The organism is Salinicola sp. V024 (genome assembly GCF_052645315.1).
In genome coordinates this window covers 61,825-84,944 of sequence record NZ_JBQXYB010000001.1, presented here as the reverse complement: position 1 = coordinate 84,944, position 23,120 = coordinate 61,825, and the positions used below count along the sequence as shown (strand labels likewise).

Genomic DNA, 23,120 nt, shown 5'->3' with positions numbered 1-23,120 from the left:
CGGGAGGCTTAAAACTCCAGGCAGATCTTGCCGAAGTGCTTGCCGGATTCCTGATGGCGGAAGGCGTCGCCGATCTGGTCCAGGGCGAACGAGCAGTCGATGACCGGCTTGATCCCGGTCGTTTCGAGCGCGCGAATCATCTCGATCTGGTGCCGACGGCTACCCACGATCAAACCCTGCAGCCGGGCCTGCTTCGCCATCAGCTTGGAGGTCGGGATATCGCCGCCGCGTCCGGTCAGCACGCCGATCAGCGAAATATGCCCGCCAATGGCAACGGCATCGATAGACTGCGGCAAGGTGCCCGGGCCGCCGACTTCGATGACGTGATCGGCGCCATGCCCGTGGGTCAACTCCTGCACTCTCTTGCCCCACTCCGACTCTTCGCGGTAGTTGATCGTGTGATCGGCACCCAGCGCCTTGAGCCGCGTGATCTTGTCCGCGGACGACGAGGTCGAGATGACGGTGGCGCCCATGGCCTTGGCCAGCTGCAGCGCGAAGATCGACACCCCGCCGGTCCCCAGAGTCAGCACAGTGTCACCCGGCTTGAGGCCGCCGTCGACGACCAGCGCGCGCCACGCCGTAAGACCGGCAGTGGTCAGCGTCGCGGCTTCCGCATGGGTATAGCCCTCGGGGGCATGGGTGAACCATTGCGCAGGACGAACGACTTGTTCGCGGGCGTAACCGTCGACACCGTCACCCGGCACCGTCTTGAAGTCGGAGACGCGTGCCGGCCCGTCGAGCCAGTGCGGGAAAAACGTGGAAACCACGGAATCGCCGACCGCGAATTCGGTAACGCCTTTGCCCACCGCCTCGACGACGCCGGCGCCGTCGGCCATGGGAATGCGCCCTTCCTCCGTCGGCGACTTGCCGCTGGCGACGACATAGTCATGAAAGTTGAGCGAGTTGGCATGAACACGAACCCGGATTTCTCCGGGGCCGGGTTCGCCGGGGCTTTCGACCTCGTGAAGATTGAGCTGGTCCAGACCGCCGGGAGACTTCAGATTGATGACTTGCATGGTGCACTCCTTGAACGAAACGATCCCAAGGGATCGTTTAACGGGTGCCCGAAGTGTAGACGGTCTCCTCCGGTGGTGACCAAGCCAGCCGGTCGAACCCTTATTTTTTGCCCGGCTGACAGGCAGCGGCCTCCTGCCGGTGCCATTCGTCGGTCGCTTTCCCTGCGCTCCTGTCAGTCGTCCTCGTCGTCATCCTGTTCCCGCGCCTGTCGCTCCGCGGCTTCCTCGCGAGCGGCGTCGATGACCTGCATGACATCGCTGACGTCGACGAGCGACGCGTCCGGTTCGAAACGTCCGGTCAATGGCGTCTCGGGGTGGAGTTCCCCGGCCTCGTAGAGCGCCCAGATCTCCTTGCCATAGTCCGTCTTCAACAGGGCCGGGGCGAAGCGGCCGAAATAGCCGCGCAGGTTGTCGACGTCGCGCACCAGCATCCACGGCGCATTGTTATTACCGGCCGCGTCGACCGCCTGAGGCAGATCGATGATCACCGGCCCCTCGGCGCCCACCAGAATATTGAACTCGGACAGATCTCCGTGAATCAGACCGGCGCACAGCATCTGCACCACTTCACCAATCAGGCGCTGGTGATACTCGAGCGCCAGTTCCGGCGTCAACTCGACGTCATCGAGGCGCGGGGCCACGTCGCCGTCGGCATCGACGATCATCTCCATCAGCAGCACGCCATCGACGAAGCCATGCGGCGTGGGCACGCGCACGCCCGCCTCGGCCAGCCGATAGAGCGCATCGACTTCGGCATTCAGCCACGCCGACTCCTGCTCACGCTGGCCGTAGCGAGTCTTCTTCGACATCGCCCGGGCGCGACGCGTGTTACGCACCTTGCGCCCTTCCTGGTAGGCGACCGCCTGCTTGAAGCTGCGCTGCTTGGCCTCCTTGAACACCTTGGCGCAGCGCAGTTCGTCACCGCAACGAACCACGAAAACCTGCGCCTCCTTGCCACTCATCAGCTGGCTGACGACTTCGTCCACCAGCCCATCTTCGACCAACGGCTGCAATCGCTTGGGTACCTTCATGCTTTCGCTATCCTCACATGTATCCTCACATGTCCCCGCTATCTTCAGCGTCCGATTCGGCGCACCCGACAGCTGCGCCCTTTCAATTTGCCGGCGCTCAACGTCGCCAGCGCCTGTTTGGCGATCGAGCGTTCGACCGCGACGTAGGCGCTGCGATCGAGCACCTTGATCTTGCCGACCTGATCGCCGCCGATCGCGTCGTCACCGTTGGTGAGCGCGCCCAGCACGTCGCCCGGGCGAATTTTCTGCTTCTTGCCGGCATCGATCTGTAGCGTCGCCATGCGCGGCTGAAACGGCGCCTGGGATGCCGAGCCGCGGCCGGGCAGCGGCTCGATGGTCAGCGTCTCGCCCAGAAACGCCTCGAGTCGCTCGAGGCGATAGGCTTCCTTCTCGGTCAATATGGTACAGGCGACGCCACTTGCGCCTGCGCGCCCCGTCCGGCCGATGCGATGGACATGCACTTCGAGCTCGCGGGCGATCTGGTAGTTGAATACCGCATCCAGCGCGTCGATATCCAGCCCACGCGCCGCGACATCGGTCGCGACGAGAACCGACAGACTCTTGTTGGCGAAACGGATCAGGGTCTGATCGCGATCGCGCTGTTCCAGATCGCCATGCAACGCCTCGGCGCTGAATCCGGCCGCCAGCAGTTGGTCCGCGACCTCCTGGGTTTCACGGCGCGTGTTGCAGAACACCACGCTGGATTCCGGCCGGTAGTGCAGCAGCAGCTGGCTGAGCGCGGCCAGGCGGGCCGGCTCGTCGGCAACCCGGTGAAAATGCTGACGGATGCTCTCGTCATCGTGGGACGAATCCACCTCCACCATTACCGGCTGACGCAGCATGCGCTCGGCGACCGGACGCACGCTGTCGCCGTAGGTGGCGCTGAACAGTAGCGTCTGGCGTGCTTTCGGGGTCGCCGCGACGATCGTGTCCAGCGCCGCCTGGAAGCCCATGTCAAGCATGCGATCGGCCTCGTCCAGCACCAGCACCGAAAGCGACGAAAGATCCAGCGAGCCCTTGCGTAGATGCTCCTCGATGCGGCCCGGCGTGCCGACGATCACATGCGCGCCGTGGGACAGCGAATTCAGCTGCGGACCCAGCGGCGTTCCCCCGCACAGCGCGAGGATCTTGACGTTGGCCAGCATTCGCGCCAGCCGACGCAGCTCTTCGGCGACCTGGTCCGCCAGCTCACGGGTGGGACACAGCACCAGGGCCTGGACCTGAAAGCGCGAAACATCGAGCGCCGACAGCAGGCCCAGACCGAACGCCGCCGTCTTGCCGGACCCCGTCTTGCCCTGCCCGATCACGTCCTGACCGCTCAGGATCGGCGGCAGGCTGGCGGCCTGAATCGGCGTCATCGCCAGATAACCCAGCGATTCGAGATTATCCACAAGCGCCGCGGGTAACGGTAACGAGGAGAACGCCTCGGGCTGACCCGTCGCGGAGGGATCGGCCTCCGAGTTCGGGAGCTCCGAATGCGGGATCTTCGAGTGATGAGTGTCGGGCACGGCACGCGCTCCTGGTCGAGATGAAAAGGTCGATGCAGTCAACCGGCGGACGACTCGGTCTCACCATGTCATGCTCAGGCGCGGCAGAATACCAGAGCGCGCGAAGATTGACGCCGTCTCGTCGTGCGAGCTAGGCAATTGGTGCGAGAAAGGCCAAATAAACCTGCAACATCCGCGCAATGTTGCGTAAAATCCCGCTCGTCGTTGACAACCGATAGGGTGTGACAATGGGAAGGGCCTTCCAGAACCGCAAGGAATCCATGGCCAAGACGGCCGATGCCAAGACCAAGGTCTACAGCAAGTACGGCCGTGAAATCTACGTCTGCGCCAAGTCCGGTGGTACCGATCCTTCCGGTAACCTGACGCTCCGCGGGCTGATCGACAAGGCGAAGAAGGATCAGGTGCCATCGCACGTGATCGACAAGGCGCTCGACAAGGCCAAGGGCAGCGGCGGCGAGGATTTCTCGGCGGCACGCTACGAAGGTTTCGGCCCGGGCAACTGCATGGTGATCGTCGAGTGTCTGACCGACAACCCGAACCGCACCTTCGGTGACGTGCGCGGCTGCTTCACCAAGACCAAGAGCAAGATCGGCACCCAGGGCTCGGTCAGCCATATGTTCGACCACTGCGCGATCTTCGCCTTTGCCGGCGAGGATGAGGAAGCCGTGCTGGAAGCGCTGATGGAAGCCGATGTCGACGTCACCGACATCGAAAGCGAAGACGGTCGCATCACCGTGTTCGCGCCGCATACCGACTATGCCAAGGCCAAGCAGGCGTTGCTCGACACCTTCGGCGAGCTCGAGTTCGAAGCCGACGAGATTCAGTTCCTGCCGCAGACCCATACGCCGCTGGAAGGCGACGACGTGGCGATGTTCGAGAAGTTCATCGACATGTTGAACGATCTCGACGACGTACAGAACGTCTATCACAATGCCGAGCTGCCCGGGAGCGCCTGACACGATTGATCTGTCACGGATTGCTGGCATCAATAGGAAACCCACCTTGCGGTGGGTTTCCTGCGTCTGGGGGGATCAATCCGGAAAAGACAGGATCAAGGGCTGACCTTGGATATCTTGGCGCCGTTCAACGAGACACCGCCCTGGATGCCCTGATTGTTCATCACGAACGCGATGACCTCCTTGTCGGCCGTAGCGTTGGTGATCTGGCCGTTGGCACCGATATCGGCGACCGCCACTCCGGCGCTGGCCCCCACCGACCATCCATTGTCGCTACGCACGCGATTGAGCGCCTTCTCGGTCATCAGCAGGTAGACGATGGCCTGCGACTGCGCCCCCGCCTGGAAACCGATCGAACCGCTGGTGGTGGTGTAGTAGCCGGCCTTGGCGCCGTCCATCAGCAGCGACCCGTCGCCATGACTGGCGCCGACGATGAAGCTGGCGCCCAGTACGCCGGGAAACACCAGTACGCCTTCGGCCTGCTGTGCCAGCGATCGGGCGTCGGGCACCGAGCGATAGAGCCGGTCCAGCGTCTGCTGGACGTCCTGATCCAGCTGCGCACGCTGCGAGAGACGGCTTTCGCGATCTGAAGAGGAGGTGGTGGTACAGGCGGTCAATGCTGTACTGCCCAGAACCGCGACGAGCAGCATGACGGCGGTACGGTTGATCGATGAAAAGCGTGCCATGAATGGTCTCCTTGCTTGAAAAAATCGGCGTCGTTTCAACACCGATCCTGCCTGTCTGATTTTTGATGTTGCCTATTCGTTATAGACAACTCTGCGCCATTGCGCCCGTTTCACGGCAATTGTCAGCCTCTGTTCTCGGTCCGGTTGTAACGCTCAATGCGATGACGACTACTCCCGACTACAGCCAGCTCAATTTTTGCCTGCCGATGTTCTTAACCTGCTTATGTTTTTCGCCTGCCAGTGTTTTTCGCCTACAATAGTGGCCCTTCACGTCACGATGTATCGCCTTCATGAGTCACGAGACGCCCCTAGCGCCCGAGCGCGCGGCATCCAGCGATGCCACCGTCGACACGCCGGTCGACGTGCAGTCCGAAAATCCCGGCGCTCAACCTGCGCCGGTGATCGCCATTACCGGTCTCTCCAAACGTTACGACTCCGGTTTCGAAGCGCTGAAGCAGATCGACCTGGAGATCCAGCGCGGCGAAATATTCGCCCTGCTCGGCCCCAACGGGGCCGGCAAGACCACCTTGATCAGCATCATCTGCGGACTGGTCAACGCCAGCTCCGGGAGTGTGGTGGTCGACGGTCACGACAGCGTCACCGACTACCGCGCCGCGCGCGCCAAGATCGGCCTGGTCCCTCAGGAGCTGACCAGTGACGCCTTCGAGACCGTCTGGAACACGGTGCGCTTCAGCCGCGGGCTGTTCGGCAAGGCCCCCAACGATGCCCATCTCGAGCGCGTGCTGAAGTCGCTGTCGCTGTGGGACAAGCGCAACAACAAGCTGATTACGCTCTCCGGCGGCATGAAACGACGCGTGCTGATCGCCAAGGCGCTGGGCCATGAACCCGAGATCCTGTTTCTCGACGAGCCCACCGCCGGGGTAGACGTCGAACTGCGTCGCGACATGTGGGAAGTCGTGAGAGAGCTTCGTAACAGTGGCGTGACCATCATTCTGACCACGCACTACATCGAGGAAGCCGAGGAGATGGCCGATCGCATCGGGGTCATCAACGGCGGCGAGATCGTGCTGGTACGGGAGAAGGCGGCACTGATGCGACAGCTCGGCAGCAAGCAGTTGACGCTGCATCTGCTGACGCCGTTGGCAAGCGTGCCCCCCGCGCTGGCCCACCACCCGCTGACGCTGGCCGAGGAAGGCAGCGTGCTGGTCTACACCTACGACGCCAGCGAGGCCGGGGACAGCGAGCACGTCAGCATCAGCGCGCTGATCAACGAGATCGAGGCCGCCGGCATTCGCTTCAAGGATCTGCACACCAAGCAGAGTTCGCTGGAAGATATCTTCGTCAACCTGGTCAGAGAGCGCCCATGAATCTGCAAGCCGTTCGCTCCATCTATGTCTTCGAAATGGCTCGCGCCGGACGCACGCTGCTGCAGAGCCTGATTTCGCCGGTGATCTCGACGTCGCTCTACTTCGTCGTTTTCGGTGCCGCCATCGGCTCGCGCATTCAGGAAGTCGAAGGCGTCAGCTACGGGGCGTTCATCGTGCCCGGCCTGATCATGCTGATGCTGCTGACGCAGAGCGTCTCGAATGCCTCGTTCGGGATCTTCTTCCCCAAGTTCACCGGCACCATCTACGAACTGCTGTCGGCACCGATCTCGTACTTCGAGATCGTGCTCGGCTATGTCGGCGCGGCGGCATCGAAGTCCGCCATTCTGGGGCTGGTGATTCTGGGCACGGCCAACTTCTTCGTCGATCTGCATATCCAGCATCCGTTCATGATGATGCTGTTTCTGTTGCTGACCGCGCTCACCTTCAGCCTGCTCGGATTCATCATCGGAATCTGGGCGGACAGCTTCGAGAAGCTGCAGCTGGTGCCGTTGCTGATCATCACGCCCCTGACCTTTCTCGGCGGCAGCTTCTATTCCATCGATATGCTGCCGTCGTTCTGGCAGGGGGTGACGCTGGCCAACCCGGTGGTCTATCTGGTCAGCGGTTTCCGCTGGAGCTTTTACGGCATCAGCGATGTCAGCGTCGTTGCCAGTCTGGTCATGATCGGCGTCTTCCTGGCGGTAAGCCTGGGCGTCATCAGTTGGATCTTCCGCACCGGCTATCGGCTGCGCCCCTGACGTATAGCCAGGTCCGGACCGGAAGGCGGAAGCCAAAGCCGCCCTCCCCGTTCTTCGCGGGTCGCCGAATAGCCACCCGCCCTTTCACGCTTCACGAGTCACGTCATGCCGATACTGCAAACCTGCGCGCACCGCGTCGACAAGCACGCCGATGACCAGCCGGCCACCATGGCCAGCGGCGAATCCATGGTCGATACCGCGACGGCGGAGTCGCTGCTGGCGAGTTTCAACTCGAGCTTTCACGGCAAACCCAAGGCCTGGGGCCACTTCGGTGGAAGTGGCGGGGAGGAGGACACCGATAACGCGGTGAATAATGACGCCGGCCCCGCGTTGTCGTCGCGATTCGCCTTCGAGCTGGAACGCTATCGGAGTGGAGAGTCGAACTTCACCGATTTCACCCGCGAAGCCACCCAGAGTCTGTTGCCGCTGATCGACCAGCATCTATCGGTCGGCGGCCACTGGTGGTTTACCCACTATCGCCAGGGCGAAGCGGAGTACCTGACGTTGGCCCTGCTGCATCAGCGTGACGGCTATGGCTTCGATGCCGAGCTCAATCTCGTGCCCGTGCAGCAGCTCAACCTGGGCCAGTTGATGCTGGCCGCGCGTATCGACCTGACCCAGTGGCAGAACGGCGGCTCTCGCCAGTACATCGCCTACGTTCAGGACCGCGGCAACAAAAAACTGGTGGAAGATTTCAGGCTGTGGCTGGGCTGTCAGGAGGGCATCAACGCGGGCGCGGAAACCCGCACGCTACTCAAGGCGTTCAGCGATTATGTCGAGAGCGAGGACCTCCCCGAGGAAGCCAGCCGCGAGAAGACCGGGACATTGATCGACTATGCCAACGCGCAGGCCAAGCGCGGCGAACCGATCACGCTGGACGAGCTCTCGGAGCTGGTCGATGAGCAGCATCCCAAGGCGTTCTACGACTATATCCGCAATCAGGACTATGGCCTCGCCGCCGAGATTCCGCCGGACAAGCGTACCCTGCAGCAGTTCAAGCGCTTTGCCGGGCGCGCCAGCGGCGTGTCGATCAGCTTCGACTCCCACCTGCTCGGCAACAGCATCGAATACGACGACGAGCGCGACCGCCTGATCATCAAGCAGGTGCCCGGGCAGTTGAAGGATCAGATCAAGGAGCGCAAGGGCTGAGACGCTGATGCGGTCTCGGAATCGATGCCGGTAGCGACACGCGCGACTGCGCTCATCGCGAAGCTCAAAACGATGCTCATAACGGGCTCATAACGGCGTTCATAACGGCGTTCACAACGGCAACGGCCCACTCCTCTTGCGAGGAGTGGGCCGTCTTTTTACCGCCATTCAGGCGCTGAACGACTTACTGGCCGCGATTCGCCTTGACGCCTTCCTCGATGCGCCGGCCGATGGTCGCATCAATGTTGCGCCAGTACTCGAACACGCGAGAAAGCACCGGCTCCTCGACGCCACCGGAGACGTGACCGACCACGTTGTTGACCAGCCGGTCGCGGGCCGCGTCATCCATCACCTTGTTGACGAGGTCATTGGCCTGGCTGTAGTCGTCGTCCGCCGGACGCAGCGTGTAGGCAGCGCGGACGAACTCGCCGTCGGCCTGCCACACCGCATCTTCCGGATAACGCTCGGGATCGGCCTTGGAGCCCCCCTTGCTGTTCGGTGCGTAGACCGGATCGCTGGCGTTATGCATGCGCATCGCGCCGCCTTTGCTGTAGCTGTTGACCGGCGCCTTGGGCGTGTTGACCGGGATGTGCTTGTAGTTCACCCCGAGCCGCGCGCGGTGCGCATCGGCATAGGAGATGGAACGTGCCAGCAGCATCTTGTCCGGCGACAGTCCAGTACCGGGAACCATGTTGTTGGGTTCGAAGGCAGCCTGTTCGATCTGGGTATGGAAGTCTTCCGGATTGCGATCCAGCTTCATCTTGCCGACTTCCATCAACGGATAGTCGTCGTGCGGCCAGACCTTGGTCAGATCGAACGGATTGATGCGGTAGGTCTTGGCATCCTCGAACGGCATGATCTGAACCTGCAGTGTCCAGGTCGGGTAGTCACCGCGCTTGATCGCATTGAACAGGTCGCGGCGGTGATAGTCGGCATCGCTACCGGCCATCTCGTCGGCCTGCTCCTGGGTCATGCACTTGATGCCCTGGTCGGTCTTGAAGTGATACTTGACCCAGAAACGCTCACTCTGCTCGTTCACCCACATGTAAGTGTGGCTGGAGTATCCATTCATGTGCCGCCAGCTTGCCGGCACGCCGCGGTCGCCCATCAGCCAGGTCACCTGGTGGGCCGATTCCGGCGCCATGGTCCAGAAGTCCCACTGCATGTCGTGATCGCGCAGACCGTTGTCGGCACGGCGCTTCTGGGAGTGGATGAAGTGCTGGAACTTCATCGGATCGCGGACGAAGAACACGGGGGTATTGTTACCCACCATGTCGAAGTTGCCTTCCTCGGTATAGAACTTGAGCGCGAAACCGCGCGGGTCGCGCCAGGTGTCCGGGCTGCCGCCTTCGCCGGCGACGGTCGAGAAGCGCGCAACCATTTCGGTCGTCTTGCCCGGCTGGAGAAATTTCGCCTTGGTATATCGGCTGACGTCGTGGGTCACCTCGAAGTGGCCGAAGGCACCGCCGCCCTTGGCGTGCGGCTGACGATCCGGAATCATCTCACGGTTGAACGCCGCCATCTGCTCCATCAGGTAGTGATCGTGAAGCACGATCGGGCCATCAGGGCCTACGGAAAGCGAATTTTCTTCGCTCGCTACCGGAATGCCGGCATCCGTCGTCGTCGGTTTGCGGTTGTCGCTAGTCACGATGATCTCTCCCTAATTCAACGCCGCAAGACGATGATCGCCTTGCACTGAAACCTCTTGGCGATGCCCTACTAGATGTCCTACTAATAGGAGTGGTCGCAACGAGTCTACTGCCACATGGCCATGGAGACTCGGATGTCAGGTCTGCGACACGATCGCCTGAATTCTGCCCGTCTAAGCCGTCTTCGGCTCAGGTGCATAGACCCAGCCGAGCAGGACGGCTACCCCATACGGGCGCCCCACAACTTATAGAGTGAACCCTGGACACTGTCCAACCGTGGAAAACCGACTTTAGGGCAACGTCACGCCGAATGTGGGACACGCTCACGCTTCATCACGACAGCCAAAACGGGCAGCGCCAGATGCCGCAAGGGCTGCGTGATAGGCACTGCCTTGGCAACGACACGGGACTGATAGTCGCGACCAATACCGCCCATGGGCAAATTTCATGGCCATCACACTGATCCGCACCGCTCCATGGCACCGCTGCCAGTGGCGTCATCGCCAAACATTTCTATAGTTAATGAGCTAACGGTATCGGTCATAGGCCGGTAAGTTTCGTAACAAGGACGTTTCACCGAGGTTATCGTGTTCCATCCCCCTGTCACCGCTCAAACGGCCTGTCGCTATCGCGCATTCTCGGCCGGACTGCTATCGATCCTGCTTACCGGATGCAGTCAAACCCCCATCTCGTTTCTCGATCCTCAAGGGCCGGTTGCCACCGCCCAACGCCACCAGTTCGGCTTGATCATCGCGCTGACATCGATCGTGGTGCTACCGGTGCTGATCCTGACCCCTTGGATCGTGATCCGCTATCGCTACGGCGCCCAGTCGGCTTATCGCCCTCGCTGGGGCTTTTCCAAGCTCGCCGATATCGCCATCTGGGGTATCCCCTTCCTCGTCGTCGTGGTCCTCGCCACGGTCGCCTGGCGTAGCACGCTGGCACTGGATCCGTACCGCCCCATTCAAAGTGACGAGAAGACCGAACCCTTGCGGGTGCAGGTGGTCGGCTTCGACTGGAAATGGCTATTCATCTACCCCGATCAGGGCATCGCGACCGTCAACGAGCTGGTCGTTCCCGCTCACCGCCCTCTGGCACTGGAGCTGACCTCCGCCAGCGTCATGCAAGGATTCTTCATTCCGGCGCTCGGCAGTCAGATCGATGTCATGAACCGCATGGTGACCCAGCTGCATCTGGAAGCGGACCATACCGGCGAGTTCCCGGGCAAGAACATGCAATACAACGGCAAGGGGTTCTCGCATCAACGCTTCGTCACTCGCGTCGTCGATGAGCAGACATTCCACAACTTCGTCACCCATACGGGTAACGACGGCATGACGCTGGACGCCCGGATGTTCGATCGACTGATGGCGCAGAACACTGGCAGGACGCTGGCGCAGTCTCTCGCCCGCGCCGATGTCGGCAGCAACAACGATGGTGACGGTAAAGGCTGGGACGACGACGCCGGACGACTTCGTTTCGGCCACCTGCCCGACGACCTGTTCAACGATATTGTCGGCCATGTATCGCCCGACTGGGCATCGATTCCGGTCGCGTCGACCGGGAAGGCGAACGATGCCTCGTCTTCGCAGGAGGCCCGACCATGAATCATTGGGCCGAGTGGCTATTGGGTCGACTGGACTGGAGCGCGTTGCCTTTCTGGGACGCCGTCGTCGACCCGACGACCAAGAACATCGTCAACGCGATCATCGCCAGCGGCGCCGGCGCCATGGTGATCCTCGGCGGCCTGATCGCCATCGGCGTGCTGACCTGGACCCGCCGCTGGCGCTGGCTGTGGTCCGAGTGGTTGACCAGCCCCGATCACAAGAAGATCGGCATCATGTTCATCGTCATCGCGCTGGTGATGCTGGCGCGCGCGGTGATCGAGGCGGTGTTCATGCGCCTGCAGCAGGCCGTGGGGCTGGGAGGCGGATTTCTCACCGCCGAGCACTTCGGGCAGCTCTTCACGACCCACGGCACCATCATGGTGTTCTTCATGGCAATGCCGTTTCTGACCGGCATCATCAACTACGTGATGCCGCTGCAGATCGGCACCCGGGATCTGTCGTTTCCGGTGATGAATTCGGTCAGCCTGGGCCTGACCGCGGCCGGCGCGGCACTCGTCATGGTGTCATTGATTCTGGCGCCGTTTTCCACCGGCGGCTGGAGCGGCTATCCCTCGTTTACCGAAAGCGCGGCCAACCCCGGCGCCGGCGTCGACTACTGGATCTGGGCGGTGACCCTGTCGACGCTGTCGTCGACGCTCACCGGCATCAATTTCGCCGTGACCATCTACAAGAAACGCGCCCCGGGCATGAGCTGGTTCCGCCTGCCGCTGTTTACCTGGACGGCGCTGTGCACGGCTATCCTGATGATCTTCGGCATGCCGCCGCTGACCGTGGCGACGGCGCTGCTGGCGCTGGACCGCTATCTCGACTTTCACTTCTTCACCGCCGATCTCGGCGGCAACATGATGAATTACGTCAATCTGTTCTGGGCGTTCGGCCATCCGGAAGTCTATATCCTGATCCTGCCGGCATTCGGCATCTTCTCGGAAATCTTCTCGACCTTTTCCGGCAAGAAACTCTACGGCTACGGCGCCTTGGTGATCGCCACGATGGCCATCGCCGTTCTTTCGTTCACGGTCTGGCTCCACCACTTTTTCACCATGGGTCAGAGCGCGCATATCAACGCGATCTTCGGTATCGCCACGATGCTGATCGGCATTCCCACCGGGGTCAAAGTGTACGACTGGATGCTGACGATGTTCCGCGGCCGTATCCGCTTTGCGGTACCGATGATCTACGCGGTCGGCTTCATCATGCTGTTTGCGATCGGCGGGCTGACCGGGATCATCCTGGCGGTGCCGAGCGTGGACTATCAGATCCACAACTCGCTTTTTTTGGTCGCACACTTCCACAATATGCTGATTCCCGGGCTGCTGTTCGGGATGCTGGGCGGCACCAACTTCTGGTTTCCCAAGGCCTTCGGCTTCCGCCTGGAGGAGCGCTGGGGTCGGCGCGCGGCGCTGTGCTGGATCGTCGGGTTCATGCTGGCGTTCTTCCCCCTCTATGCCCTCGGCGTGCTGGGCATGCCTCGGCGATCGGCGGCCTTTTTCGAACCGGCTTATCTACCGTGGACATTGGCCGCCGCTGTCGGCGCGCTGATCATTCTGCTGGCCATGCTGCTGTTGCTGGTCCAGCTCTGGGTCAGCATCCGGGATCGGGACGCCAACCGCGTGCCGGCGGGCGATCCCTGGGATGGCCGCAGCCTGGAGTGGTCGGTGTCGGCGCCACCGCCGGAGTACAACTTCCCGGTCATTCCCGAAGTCCTCAGCCGCGATGCCTACATGCGCCAGAAGGAGAACGGCCGAGGCGCGCACCCGCGGCCGGACGAGTACGCGGATATCGTGATGCCGGCCAACAGCGCCATGGGGCCGATCATGGCCGCCACGGGCTTCCTGATCGCCTTCGGCCTGACCTGGTACGAATGGTGGCTAGTGGTGGCGGCGGGCATCGTCAGCCTGATCGCGCTGGTGGCACGAGGCTACGTTCGCCAGCGTACCCGGACGATCCCCGCACAGACGGTGCGCCGGGAGCACGAGGCCTGGCTCGAGCGCGTCAGCCATATTCGGCCCGTTTCCCGGCGTGAGGAACAGACGCCGGCCAATCAGGGTCTAGCCATGTCACCGCTCGAGGGAGCCATCCAATGACTGCGACACCGAGCCGCCACCCCGGTCTCAATCTGGGCCACGCCCACGCCGAGGCCCACGAAGCCAGCGAGGAGTTCGTCTTCGGCTTCTGGGTATTCATGATGAGTGATCTGATTCTGTTCGGTCTGCTCTTCGCGACCTACGTCACCATGCTCGGCGGTACCGCTGGCGGACCCGGCCCCGGCGAGCTGTTCGAGCTCAAGAGTGCCTTCATCGAGACGATGCTGCTGCTGGTCAGCAGCTTCACGTTCGGCATGGCGTCGCTAGCGCTGAAATATCGCACCGACCGCAAGGTGCTGGTGGCCTGGTTGCTGGTGACGCTGCTGTTGGGCCTTGGCTTTCTCGCCCATGAGCTCTACGACTTTCACAAGATGTTCACCGAAGGCGGCGTGCCTAGCCGGAGCGGCTTTCTGTCCGCCTTCTTTGCCCTGGTGCCGCTCCACGGGCTTCACGTGACCGGTGCCTGCATCTGGTTGATCGCCCTGCTCGGCCAGATTGCCGTGCACGGTCTCGATACGCCCACCAAGACCGGGCTGATGCGGCTGGCGATCCTCTGGCACTTCCTGGACGTGGTCTGGATCGGAATCTTCTCGCTGGTCTATCTGGGAGGCATCGTATGAGCCATCGCCAACTTTCCGAGCAGGAAGCCCAGGAGAAATCCAGCGAGTTACGCACCTATCTGTGGGGTTTCGGGCTGGCGCTGGTACTGACGCTGATTCCGTTTGGACTGGCCGCCTACACGCAGACGGCGGCGCGCACGCTCTATATCGTCATCGCCGTCTGCGCCGTGATTCAGGTCGTGGTCCACTTTCGCTTCTTCCTGCACATCACGCTGGCCCGGAACAAGCGCGAGGATCTGCAGCTGATCCTGTTCACCGTGTTGATCCTGACCATCATGGTCGGTGGCACGCTGTGGATCCTGTTCAATCTCTACTACCGGATGATGCCCGCCATGCTGCCCTGATTCGACGAAACGGCTCGCCTGACCTCGACAGCTTTAGGCAAACATCGGACGGAATCGAACCGGCGTCACCTGGCCGGCTCGACCATACTCATTTTCCTGCAGTCTCATCCTTCACGAGTAACGAGGAATGAATCATGCGCTATAACCCGCTGGGCAACACCGGTCTGTTCGTCTCCGAGCTCTGCCTCGGCACCATGACGTTCGGCGGCAACGGCGAGATGTGGAGTCAGATCGGTGACCTGCAGCAGGCGGACGCCGACAAGCTGGTCGGCCGCGCCTTCGACGCCGGGATCAACTTCATCGACACCGCCGACGTCTACTCTCAGGGTCAATCCGAAATCATCACCGGCCAGGCACTGAAAAACCTCGAGATCCCCCGCGACGATGTCGTGGTGGCTACCAAGGTATTCGGACCAACGGGCGGTGATGGCGCTCACCCGTCCAGCGGCGTCAACAGCCGTGGCGCCTCGCGCTATCACATCATGGAAGGCGTCAAGGCGAGCCTGAAGCGTCTGCAGCTCGACCACATCGATCTCTACCAGATCCACGGCTTCGATCCGGCGACGCCCATCGAGGAGACCGTGCGTGCGCTGCATACGCTGATCGAACATGGCCACGTTCGCTACGTCGGTGTCTCCAACTGGGCGGCGTGGCAGATCATGAAGGCGCTGGGTATCGCCAAGCACAATGGCTGGCATCGTTTCGAATCGCTGCAGGCGTACTATACCGTCGCCGGCCGCGACCTCGAGCGCGAGATCGTGCCGATGCTGGATAGCGAGGGTTTGGGACTGATGGTCTGGAGCCCGTTGGCGGGCGGTTTGCTCAGCGGCAAGTACACTCGGGACGGCGAGGCCCAGGCCGGCGATCGTCGCGCCACCTTCGACTTCCCGCCGGTGAACCGGGATCGCGGCTTCGACTGCATCGATGTGATGCGCGATATCGCCGATGGCAAGGGCGTTTCCGTGGCTCAGATCGCGCTGGCCTGGCTACTGCATCAGAAAGCCGTGACCAGCGTCATCGTCGGCGCCAAGCGACTCGAACAGCTCGACGACAACATCGCTGCAACCGGGGTGCGTCTCAATCAGGAAGAGCTTGCCCGGCTCGACCAGGTCAGCGCCCTGCCGGCGGAATATCCCGGCTGGATGCTGGAGCGCCAGGGCGACTATCGTCGCGAGCAGTTGGCGCAGTCACAGGCTCTATCCGAGAAACGCTGACCCGATAACGATGAACCGATAACAATGTCTCGATAACGATGTCTCGATAACAATGAACCGACGCCGCGTCTTCCCTTGATTACGGAAGACGCGGAGCTGCCATCTCGACCGTTCTGGGCTGGCGCTGAAATAGCGGCGCTATACAAGCGGTCCCGATAACGAATGTCAGGGCGACTCCTCCGGATCCTGTGGCTGCAATCCATTGGCTTTCGCGAACGTCAGAGCCACCTGACGCAGAAGCTTGCGCTGCTCCGCAGGCAGCCCGCGATAGATCCGCAGCATTTCGTCTTCCTCTCCTCCCACGGGTATCACCCAGGTCGCCTGCATCGCGCCGCGAATGTGCGATGACGACTCGCCGTAACGCAGGATCTGAGGTTCGATGCCCAACCAGCCAGCCAATACCAGTAGCTTGTCCTGAGACGGTATCGAGTCACCCCGCAACCACCGGCGCACTCCCTGGAAACTGACCGGCGATCCCCAGTAGCGCAGGTTGAACTCGCGCTCCAATACCGAAGGGCGAGGTTGGTATCCGGCGGCGGTGAGCGCCGCTTGAAGACGCAACGCGAACAAGCTCTTCTCATCCATTGATTTAATTTGAACTATTTGTTCAATTTAAGTTGAACCAAGGTTCAAATTTGTATTGAATTATTAATTCAACTTCCTGCCGGTGGTAGGACCCAATGATGATCGCGGAACGCTAAGTTTACTATAGTAAAAGTTGCTGAAATGCCACACGGATGGGGCTGGGAAGGCTTTCGATGAGGTGCCACACCGTGAATCTGGATTGCTACGAAACATGGCGTCGAGAGGCCATGCATCAAACAAGAAGAATCGACACGCTAACTGAAGAGCGAATTGACCGCATACGCTGGATCGCCAAGCAGCACTATCGGGTAACGGACGCCTGGTTGATGCTGGAAGGAGAGGATCTGCAGTGGTGCAGGACCGACACCGGCTCGGCATCGGTCGCTATTCCGGATGCGCTATCGCTTTGTCATCACACCATTCGCTACGATGCACTCATCGTCATCGAGGATGCGCTGATGCATCCCGATTACGTCGAACATCCGCTGGTCGTCGGATCGCCCCATCTGCGCTTCTACGCCGGTGTGCCTGTGAGAGACATCGAGGGATTCGGCATCGGCACGCTGTGTCTCATCGATACAGCACCAATTTCGGCACCAGCGCTGAATTTCGAGATGCTTGGCGTTCTTGCCAATCAAGTCGAGGACGAAATCGGCCTTCATCTTTTGACCCGACGCCCCCCAGGTCTGACCTCCGACGATATCGATCCCCTGACCGGACTGCCGAACCGGCGCCTTCTTCAGGTGCTGATGAAGGCCGAACTGGCATTGGCCAGGCAGTGCCGGGGCCATCTTTCCATCTGCCTGATCAATCTGGATGGATTCAAGAGCATCAACGACTCCCACGGCAACAGTGCCGGCGACACGGTGTTGCGGGTCGTCGCCGAACGCCTGCGCGATGCCGTGCGCCGGAAGGACCTGGTGGCTCACCTGGGGGGCGACGAATTCGTCGTTATCCTGCGTGACAGACTCCAGCCGGAGGCCTGCCATCGTATCCTGGATCAGATCCGCATCCCGATCCAGATATCGGAGCATGTCCACAGCCTCACGGCCAGCATGGGCGTCACCGGCTATCCCGAGGACGAAGAGGATACGGATGCGCTGCTACATCATGCCTATCAGGCCATGTACTCTGCCAAGGAAGCCGGCAAGAACGGTTACTGCCGTTTCGATCTCGGGCTCCACCACTCCCGTCGCGAGCGGCTGTCCATCGCCCGTGAAGTGTGGCAGGCGCTCTCACTACAGCAGTTGGAACTCTTCTATCAGCCCAAGATCGACTATCACCATGACACTGTCGCTGGCTTCGAGGGGTTGCTGCGCTGGCGCCTGCCTTCAGGTGAGATCCTGCCACCCGGCTACTTCCTCCCCTCGATCGCGAACACCTGGCTCGACATAGAGGTCGGCAAGTACGTCATCGACGAGGCGTTGAGGGCTCTCGAAGAGATCAAGCGGCGCGGCCTGCCCTACTCGATCAGCATCAATGTCAGCCCTTCCAGCTTCCGCGACAGCGGATTCATCGACCATTTACACCGGGCGCTCGCGAACCGTGACCGGGAACTGGTGGGAAGGCTCACCCTGGAGATTCTGGAAAGCATCTCGCCGCAGGAAGACATGGAAGCCATCGTCGTCAACATCCAGGCTTGCCTGCAGCTCGGCCTGCAGCTGTCGCTGGACGATTCGGTACCGGCCAATCGTCGCTGAGTTATCTGCGCACCTTCCCCACCCAGAAGATCAAGATCGATCGCTCGTTCGTGATCGGCATGCTCGACAATCCCGAGGACGAGGCGATCGTCACGGCGATCATCGATCTGTCGAAGACCTTCAACCGTCTCGTCATCGGGGAAGGAGTCGAAAACAGCGCCATCGAGGCACGCCTCAAGAGTCTCGGCTGTGACCTGGGACAAGGGTTCTACTACAGTCCCGCGCTGCCCTTCGAGGAAGCTCTCCAGTGGGCTGTCGTCTACCCGAGCTGAAGACACCATCAGTTGCGGCCGGCCACCGCAGGGGCTTTTCATCCGTCGCCGGCCGGCCGCTCGAATCGCGTCAGGCGCACGTCGACGGTCACCGTGAGGAAATCGAGCGCTTGCGCTCTGGCTCGACCGTCGGCACTGGCGCGGTAGAGATGCGGGGTCATCGCCAGCAGATCGGCGATGGCCTCGGCGTTATCCAGTGTCAGCGAATAGCGGATCGATTCACTCTCGTGTCGGATCAAGCCCTCGGGAGCCGCTTCCGAAAGCTCGCGCTCCGGCTTGAGGCTGGGATAGATGACCTCACGCAATTCACGCAGATGATCCGGCCCGACATCGGCCTGCACCAGCACGCCGCCCGGCCTCAGCACGCGCATGAATTCCGGGTAGACCGGAAAGCCGAACAGGCACAGCACGCAATCCAGCGAATTCGACTGCACCGGCAAGTGGGCATTACTCGCCACCACCCAGGTAGCGCCAGCGTCCTTGTGCGCGTCGCGCTGCAGCACGCGCGCCTGCTTCGCGGCAGACAGCTCCGCCCGCTCTTGTTTGGCGGCGCTCTTATCCTGCTTCGCAGCAGACAGCACCGCCCACTTGGAAATATCCAACCCCAGCAGGGACAGTGACGCATCCCCTGCTCCCGCATCCGATTGCGCCTCCATCAGCTGGCGCAGGTAGTAGCCTTCGCCGCAACCGGCGTCCAGGCAGTGAAGCGGGCCGGCGGCAGGCCGTCGTGCAAGCACGATACGCGCGACCGCGTCGGCAATAGGCTGATAGTGGCCCGCGTTCAGAAAGCGCTGACGTGCAGCGACCATCGCCTTGCTGTCCCCCGGATCGCGAGAGCGCTTGTGCTGCACCGGCAGCAGATGGGTATAGCCCTGCCTGGCAATGTCATAGCTATGGCCGGCCGCGCAGCGCCATGTCTGACCTTCGCGGTGCATCGGATCGCCGTCCAGCGGGCAGGCCAGGGCGGAAAAAGAAGTGGGAGACAAAGGAGGGAAGGACATAGGGGTGGAGGACATAGGGTTGGAAGAAATAGGGGTGGAGGACATAGTGCTACCGCTTGCTCGTAAAGGCCGTCAGTGTACGCGAAATCCAGCAGCACTCGGCCGCCAGCGCCACGTCGAGCCACCGACTTCGGCTTTCAATTGCGCGCAAGCGTGAATCGCCCCATCCGAAATCCTACGAGTTCCGAAGCCGCGTGACCGCTGACCAGCCATTGGCCCAGCGATTCGCCGATGGCACTGGCGAACTTGAAGCCGTGGCCGGAGAAGCCACCGGCAACGATCAACCCGGGGAGCGGTTCGTCGATCAGAAAGTGCTCGTCCGGAGTGCGAATATATTGGCAGACGGCACCGTGGCGCAGTGCGCCGACGCCGGGCAGATAACGATCGATGACCCGCTGCAATTCGGCAAGATCCTCGGGATGCTCACCAAACGGTGCCATTGCCTCGCCCGGCGCCAGGATCTGGCCGCTGTCGTGGCGACCGATCTTGAATCCAGCGCCATCGATATCCGGGAAGCCGTAGTAGATGCCCAGCTCATCATCGGTAAGGCTGAAACCCGGGAATCGCTCGGGGCTGTAACGTTCATCGGCCTCGAACCAGGCAAACGTCTTGCGCACCCGAGTCAGTGGCAAGTCGACCCCGAGCTCGGCCAGCAGCGGCGACACGTGCTGCCCCGCGGAGACCAGCAGCCGATCGGCGCTGAATCGCCTGCCGTCGTCACAGCTGACCGCATAGCCGCCCCGCGCCCCGCGTTCCAGCCGAATAACTCTGGCACCGGTGGTCAGCGTCACGTTCGCGCTTCGCTCCACGCGTCGGCGCCAGGCCGCGAGAATACGCTCGACCCTGAGCACACCGGCATTGGCTTCGAATGCGCCGGTCGTTCGTTCATCGAGCCGCCACGCCGGCCAGCGCGCCGAGACCGCGCCACCGCCGAGCACCTCCAACGCCAGATCGTACTGCCGCGCACTTGCCTCGACCTGCTGGATGAACGGCGCCGCTGCCGGACCCAGGTTGAGCACCCCGGTGGGTAGAAACAATGACTCCCCAGTCTCCCGCTCCAGCTCCTGCCAGCGATCCAGGGCACGCAGTGCCAGCGAGACGTAGCCGCTACCCTCGCCGTAAGCCAACCGGATCAGGCGGGTTTCGCCATGATGTGCGCCCTGATCGTGGGGCGGGCTGTGAGCGTCGAGCACCTGCACCGAAGGTTGGCGGCTGGCGTCGGGGCGGGAGGCCAGATAGTCGGCCGCCGCCAGCCCCATGCTGCCGCCGCCGATGATCAGAAGATCCGTGTGTGTCTCAGAATGCATTCGAAAATTCCTGGGGTCGATATCAGGCCGCCGCTTCTTCATGCGGCTGCGACGCAGCGCCTTCGCCCTCGCTACGCGCAATAATCGCGGTGCCGGTCAGATCGCCGGTGACGTTGAGCGCGGTGCAACCCATGCCGACCAGCGCATCGATCGAGGTCAACAGCGCCACGGTCTCGATCGGCAGCCCGACCTGGGCGAAGACCGTCGCGATCATCACGATACCCGCGCCGGGCACCCCCGCCGTGCCGATGGAGGTCAACGTCCCGATCAGCACGATCTCGACCATGGTCATGAAATCCAGCGTCATGCCGACCACGTTGGCGGCGAATACCGCCGAGATCGCGATCCGGATCGCCGCACCGTCCATGTTGATCGTCGCGCCGAGCGGCAAACTGAACCCGTACAGGCTCTGGGAGATACCCAACCGCTGCGCGGCATTCAACGTCAGCGGTAGCGTTCCAGTGCTGCTCTGGGTGGCGAAGGCCGTGGCCATCGGCGTGCGAGCCTCGCGGAAGAACGCCTTCAAACGCACCCCGAAAGCCGTCATCAGCACGCAGTAGAGAAGCAGATGCACCGCCAGCGCGAGATAGAGCACCACCACCATGCTGCCCAGCGACAGGATCGTATCCAGGCCCTGCCTGGCGACGGTGCCCGCGACGATTGCGAACACGCCGATGGGTACGTACTGGAGCACGCCCGCCATCACCTTCATGGTGACCGCATTGAGCGCCTCGATGACCCCGTAGAGCTTTTCGCCCAGCCCGTTATCAAGTGCGCGCTGCCCCTCGCCGTGACGCATCTTCAGCAGCGCAATGCCGAACACGAAGGCGGTAAAGATGATTCCCAGCAGGTTGGGCTCGGCGAGCGCCGCGACGATGTTATCCGGCACGATACTCAACAGCACGCTGACGAGGCCCGGATTGTCCGGCACCTCGACACTGGCGCCGTCGCCCAGGTTCATGCCACTGCCCGGTGAGAACAGCGACGCCACCGCCAGCCCGACCACGATCGCCATGGCCGACGTCGCCACGTAATAGACGAATACCTTGCCGCCGATCCGGCCCATGCGCCCCAGATCGGCCTGATTGATGCCCACGATCAGCGTAAACAGCACGATCGGTACGATCAGAAACTGCAGCAGTCGCAGCAGCAGATCGCCGAATGGCGCCAGCCACGCGGCGACCGTTTCTCCCCCGATCAGCCCCACCGCCACGCCGAGAACCAGCGCGATGGTGACACGGAGGATCAACGAGGATTCGAGATAGCCCCGAAATAACGTTTTCATGGAGATGCCTTATCAAAAGCCGTCGGCGCAATGGAACCGGTTTGTCTTCTCTTGAAGAACCCACACAAAGCCTAACGTAAAAAGCCCGGCAAGATAGCCGGGCTTCGCATGGCTTTACAATAGAGTCAGCCGCCGATCTTGTCCTGGGTCTGGGTCTCGAAATCGCTGGCATCGTGGCGTTCATGGAGCTGGGTCTCCGGCTCGCCGAAGGTGCGATTGACCATGCGGCCGCGCTGCACGGCCGGGCGGGCATCGATCTCCTTGGCCCAGCGCTGGACGTTCTCGTAACTCTCGACGTCCAGGAACTCGGCCGCTTCGTAGAGGCGGCCCAGCGCCAGTTGGCCATACCAGGACCAGGTCGCGATATCGGCGATGGTGTACTCGTCGCCCGCCAGATAGCGAGTCTCGCCCAGACGGCGATCGAGCACGTCGAGCTGGCGCTTGGTTTCCATGGTGAAACGATCGATCGCGTACTCGATCTTCTCCGGCGCGTAGGCATAGAAGTGGCCAAAACCGCCACCCAGATAGGGTGCACTACCCATCTGCCAGAACAGCCAGTTCATCGTCTCGACACGCTTGGCCGGATCCCCCGGCATAAATGCACCGAACTTTTCGGCCAGATGGACTAGGATCGAGCCGGACTCGAATACCCGAATCGGCTTGTCGCCACTGTGGTCCATCAACGCCGGAATCTTGGAGTTCGGGTTGACCTCGACGAAGCCACTGCCGAACTGATCGCCATCGCCGATCTTGATCAGCCAGGCGTCGTATTCGGCATCCTTGCCCAGCGACAGCAGCTCCTCGAGCATCACGGTGACCTTGACGCCGTTGGGCGTTGCCAGCGAATAGAGCTGGAACGGATGTTCGCCGATCGGCAGTTCCTTATCGTGGGTGGGGCCGGCAACCGGGCGGTTGGTCTTGGCGAACTTACCGCCGCTCTCTTTCGGTTCCCAGACCTTGGGTGGGGTGTAATCGCTCATCATCTCTCCTGAATCGATA

19 protein-coding genes and 1 pseudogene are annotated in these 23,120 nt (G+C 61.9%); 10 read left to right on the top strand and 10 right to left on the bottom strand.

Annotation, left to right across the window (positions count from 1 at the left end):
• Positions 1-8: 8 nt before the first annotated feature.
• The 3 genes from ACUN9V_RS00380 to dbpA all read right to left on the bottom strand — a co-directional run bounded on the left by ACUN9V_RS00380 (position 9) and on the right by dbpA (position 3,531).
• On the bottom strand, positions 9-1,016 hold the full coding sequence (locus tag ACUN9V_RS00380) for a zinc-dependent alcohol dehydrogenase family protein (protein ID WP_445509913.1): 1,008 nt from the start codon (positions 1,014-1,016) through the stop codon (positions 9-11).
• Between the two features lie 173 nt (positions 1,017-1,189).
• Positions 1,190-2,047, bottom strand: a complete 858-nt coding sequence (locus tag ACUN9V_RS00375) for a PA4780 family RIO1-like protein kinase (RefSeq protein WP_075562854.1) — start codon at positions 2,045-2,047, stop codon at positions 1,190-1,192.
• Between the two features lie 44 nt (positions 2,048-2,091).
• Positions 2,092-3,531 (bottom strand): ATP-dependent RNA helicase DbpA, encoded by a 1,440-nt coding sequence (gene dbpA / locus ACUN9V_RS00370; RefSeq protein WP_445510351.1) that lies wholly within the window; start codon positions 3,529-3,531, stop codon positions 2,092-2,094.
• A 251-nt stretch (positions 3,532-3,782) separates the two neighbouring features.
• Here dbpA and ACUN9V_RS00365 point away from each other — a divergent pair, with 251 nt between their 5' ends.
• Positions 3,783-4,511, top strand: coding sequence for a YebC/PmpR family DNA-binding transcriptional regulator (locus tag ACUN9V_RS00365; protein ID WP_445509912.1), 729 nt, complete (start codon positions 3,783-3,785; stop codon positions 4,509-4,511).
• Positions 4,512-4,606: 95 nt separating this feature from the next.
• Here the strand turns inward: ACUN9V_RS00365 and ACUN9V_RS00360 are convergent, their stop codons facing one another.
• Positions 4,607-5,197 (bottom strand): BPSL1445 family SYLF domain-containing lipoprotein, encoded by a 591-nt coding sequence (locus tag ACUN9V_RS00360; RefSeq protein ID WP_110692628.1) that lies wholly within the window; start codon positions 5,195-5,197, stop codon positions 4,607-4,609.
• A 290-nt stretch (positions 5,198-5,487) separates the two neighbouring features.
• Between ACUN9V_RS00360 and ACUN9V_RS00355 the strand changes: the two genes are divergently transcribed.
• The 3 genes from ACUN9V_RS00355 (at position 5,488) to ACUN9V_RS00345 (ending at position 8,432) form a co-directional block, all read left to right on the top strand.
• A complete protein-coding gene (locus ACUN9V_RS00355) occupies positions 5,488-6,525 on the top strand; it encodes an ABC transporter ATP-binding protein (protein WP_445509911.1) in 1,038 nt (345 codons plus the stop codon).
• Positions 6,522-7,283 (top strand): ABC transporter permease, encoded by a 762-nt coding sequence (locus tag ACUN9V_RS00350; protein ID WP_075562857.1) that lies wholly within the window; start codon positions 6,522-6,524, stop codon positions 7,281-7,283. The genes ACUN9V_RS00355 and ACUN9V_RS00350 overlap by 4 nt, the downstream gene beginning before the upstream one ends.
• Positions 7,284-7,388: 105 nt before the next feature.
• On the top strand, positions 7,389-8,432 hold the full coding sequence (locus ACUN9V_RS00345; RefSeq protein WP_075562858.1) for a nucleoid-associated protein: 1,044 nt from the start codon (positions 7,389-7,391) through the stop codon (positions 8,430-8,432).
• Positions 8,433-8,616: 184 nt separating this feature from the next.
• Here ACUN9V_RS00345 and ACUN9V_RS00340 read toward each other — a convergent pair whose 3' ends face one another.
• A complete protein-coding gene (locus tag ACUN9V_RS00340; RefSeq protein WP_075562859.1) occupies positions 8,617-10,080 on the bottom strand; it encodes a catalase in 1,464 nt (487 codons plus the stop codon).
• 588 nt (positions 10,081-10,668) lie between these two features.
• On the opposite strand from ACUN9V_RS00340, the gene ACUN9V_RS00335 reads away from it, so the two are divergent.
• From ACUN9V_RS00335 to ACUN9V_RS00315, 5 genes are all read left to right on the top strand, one after another.
• Entirely contained in the window at positions 10,669-11,688 is a 1,020-nt protein-coding gene (locus ACUN9V_RS00335; RefSeq protein WP_445509910.1) for a ubiquinol oxidase subunit II, read from the top strand.
• The gene (locus ACUN9V_RS00330; RefSeq protein WP_445509909.1) at positions 11,685-13,793 is read left to right on the top strand and encodes a cbb3-type cytochrome c oxidase subunit I; all 2,109 of its coding nucleotides are present in this window, start codon (positions 11,685-11,687) and stop codon (positions 13,791-13,793) included. Before ACUN9V_RS00335 ends, ACUN9V_RS00330 begins: the two co-directional genes overlap by 4 nt.
• Positions 13,790-14,413, top strand: coding sequence for a cytochrome c oxidase subunit 3 (locus ACUN9V_RS00325; RefSeq protein WP_445509908.1), 624 nt, complete (start codon positions 13,790-13,792; stop codon positions 14,411-14,413). Before ACUN9V_RS00330 ends, ACUN9V_RS00325 begins: the two co-directional genes overlap by 4 nt.
• A complete protein-coding gene (gene cyoD / locus ACUN9V_RS00320; RefSeq protein ID WP_075562511.1) occupies positions 14,410-14,757 on the top strand; it encodes a cytochrome o ubiquinol oxidase subunit IV in 348 nt (115 codons plus the stop codon). Before ACUN9V_RS00325 ends, cyoD begins: the two co-directional genes overlap by 4 nt.
• A 134-nt stretch (positions 14,758-14,891) precedes the next feature.
• Positions 14,892-15,971, top strand: a complete 1,080-nt coding sequence (locus ACUN9V_RS00315) for an aldo/keto reductase (RefSeq protein ID WP_445509907.1) — start codon at positions 14,892-14,894, stop codon at positions 15,969-15,971.
• 165 nt (positions 15,972-16,136) lie between these two features.
• On the opposite strand, the gene ACUN9V_RS00310 is transcribed toward ACUN9V_RS00315, so the two are convergent.
• Entirely contained in the window at positions 16,137-16,541 is a 405-nt protein-coding gene (locus tag ACUN9V_RS00310; protein WP_245392210.1) for a transcriptional regulator, read from the bottom strand.
• Between the two features lie 167 nt (positions 16,542-16,708).
• Here ACUN9V_RS00310 and ACUN9V_RS00305 point away from each other — a divergent pair.
• A pseudogene (locus ACUN9V_RS00305) lies at positions 16,709-18,528 on the top strand (sensor domain-containing phosphodiesterase).
• A 38-nt stretch (positions 18,529-18,566) separates the two neighbouring features.
• On the opposite strand, the gene ACUN9V_RS00300 reads toward ACUN9V_RS00305, so the two are convergent.
• From ACUN9V_RS00300 to yghU, 4 genes are all read right to left on the bottom strand, one after another.
• Positions 18,567-19,514: a putative RNA methyltransferase gene (locus tag ACUN9V_RS00300; protein ID WP_445509906.1), complete on the bottom strand. Its 948-nt coding sequence runs from the start codon at positions 19,512-19,514 to the stop codon at positions 18,567-18,569.
• 152 nt (positions 19,515-19,666) lie between these two features.
• Positions 19,667-20,836 carry an N-methyl-L-tryptophan oxidase gene (gene solA, locus ACUN9V_RS00295; RefSeq protein WP_445509905.1) on the bottom strand — a complete coding sequence of 390 codons (1,170 nt, stop codon included), beginning with the start codon at positions 20,834-20,836 and terminating at the stop codon, positions 19,667-19,669.
• Positions 20,837-20,858: 22 nt separating this feature from the next.
• On the bottom strand, positions 20,859-22,121 hold the full coding sequence (locus ACUN9V_RS00290; RefSeq protein ID WP_445509904.1) for a dicarboxylate/amino acid:cation symporter: 1,263 nt from the start codon (positions 22,119-22,121) through the stop codon (positions 20,859-20,861).
• Positions 22,122-22,246: 125 nt separating this feature from the next.
• Complete coding sequence (yghU, locus tag ACUN9V_RS00285; protein ID WP_445509903.1) at positions 22,247-23,101, bottom strand: glutathione-dependent disulfide-bond oxidoreductase; 855 nt, start codon at positions 23,099-23,101, stop codon at positions 22,247-22,249.
• Positions 23,102-23,120: the final 19 nt, after the last annotated feature.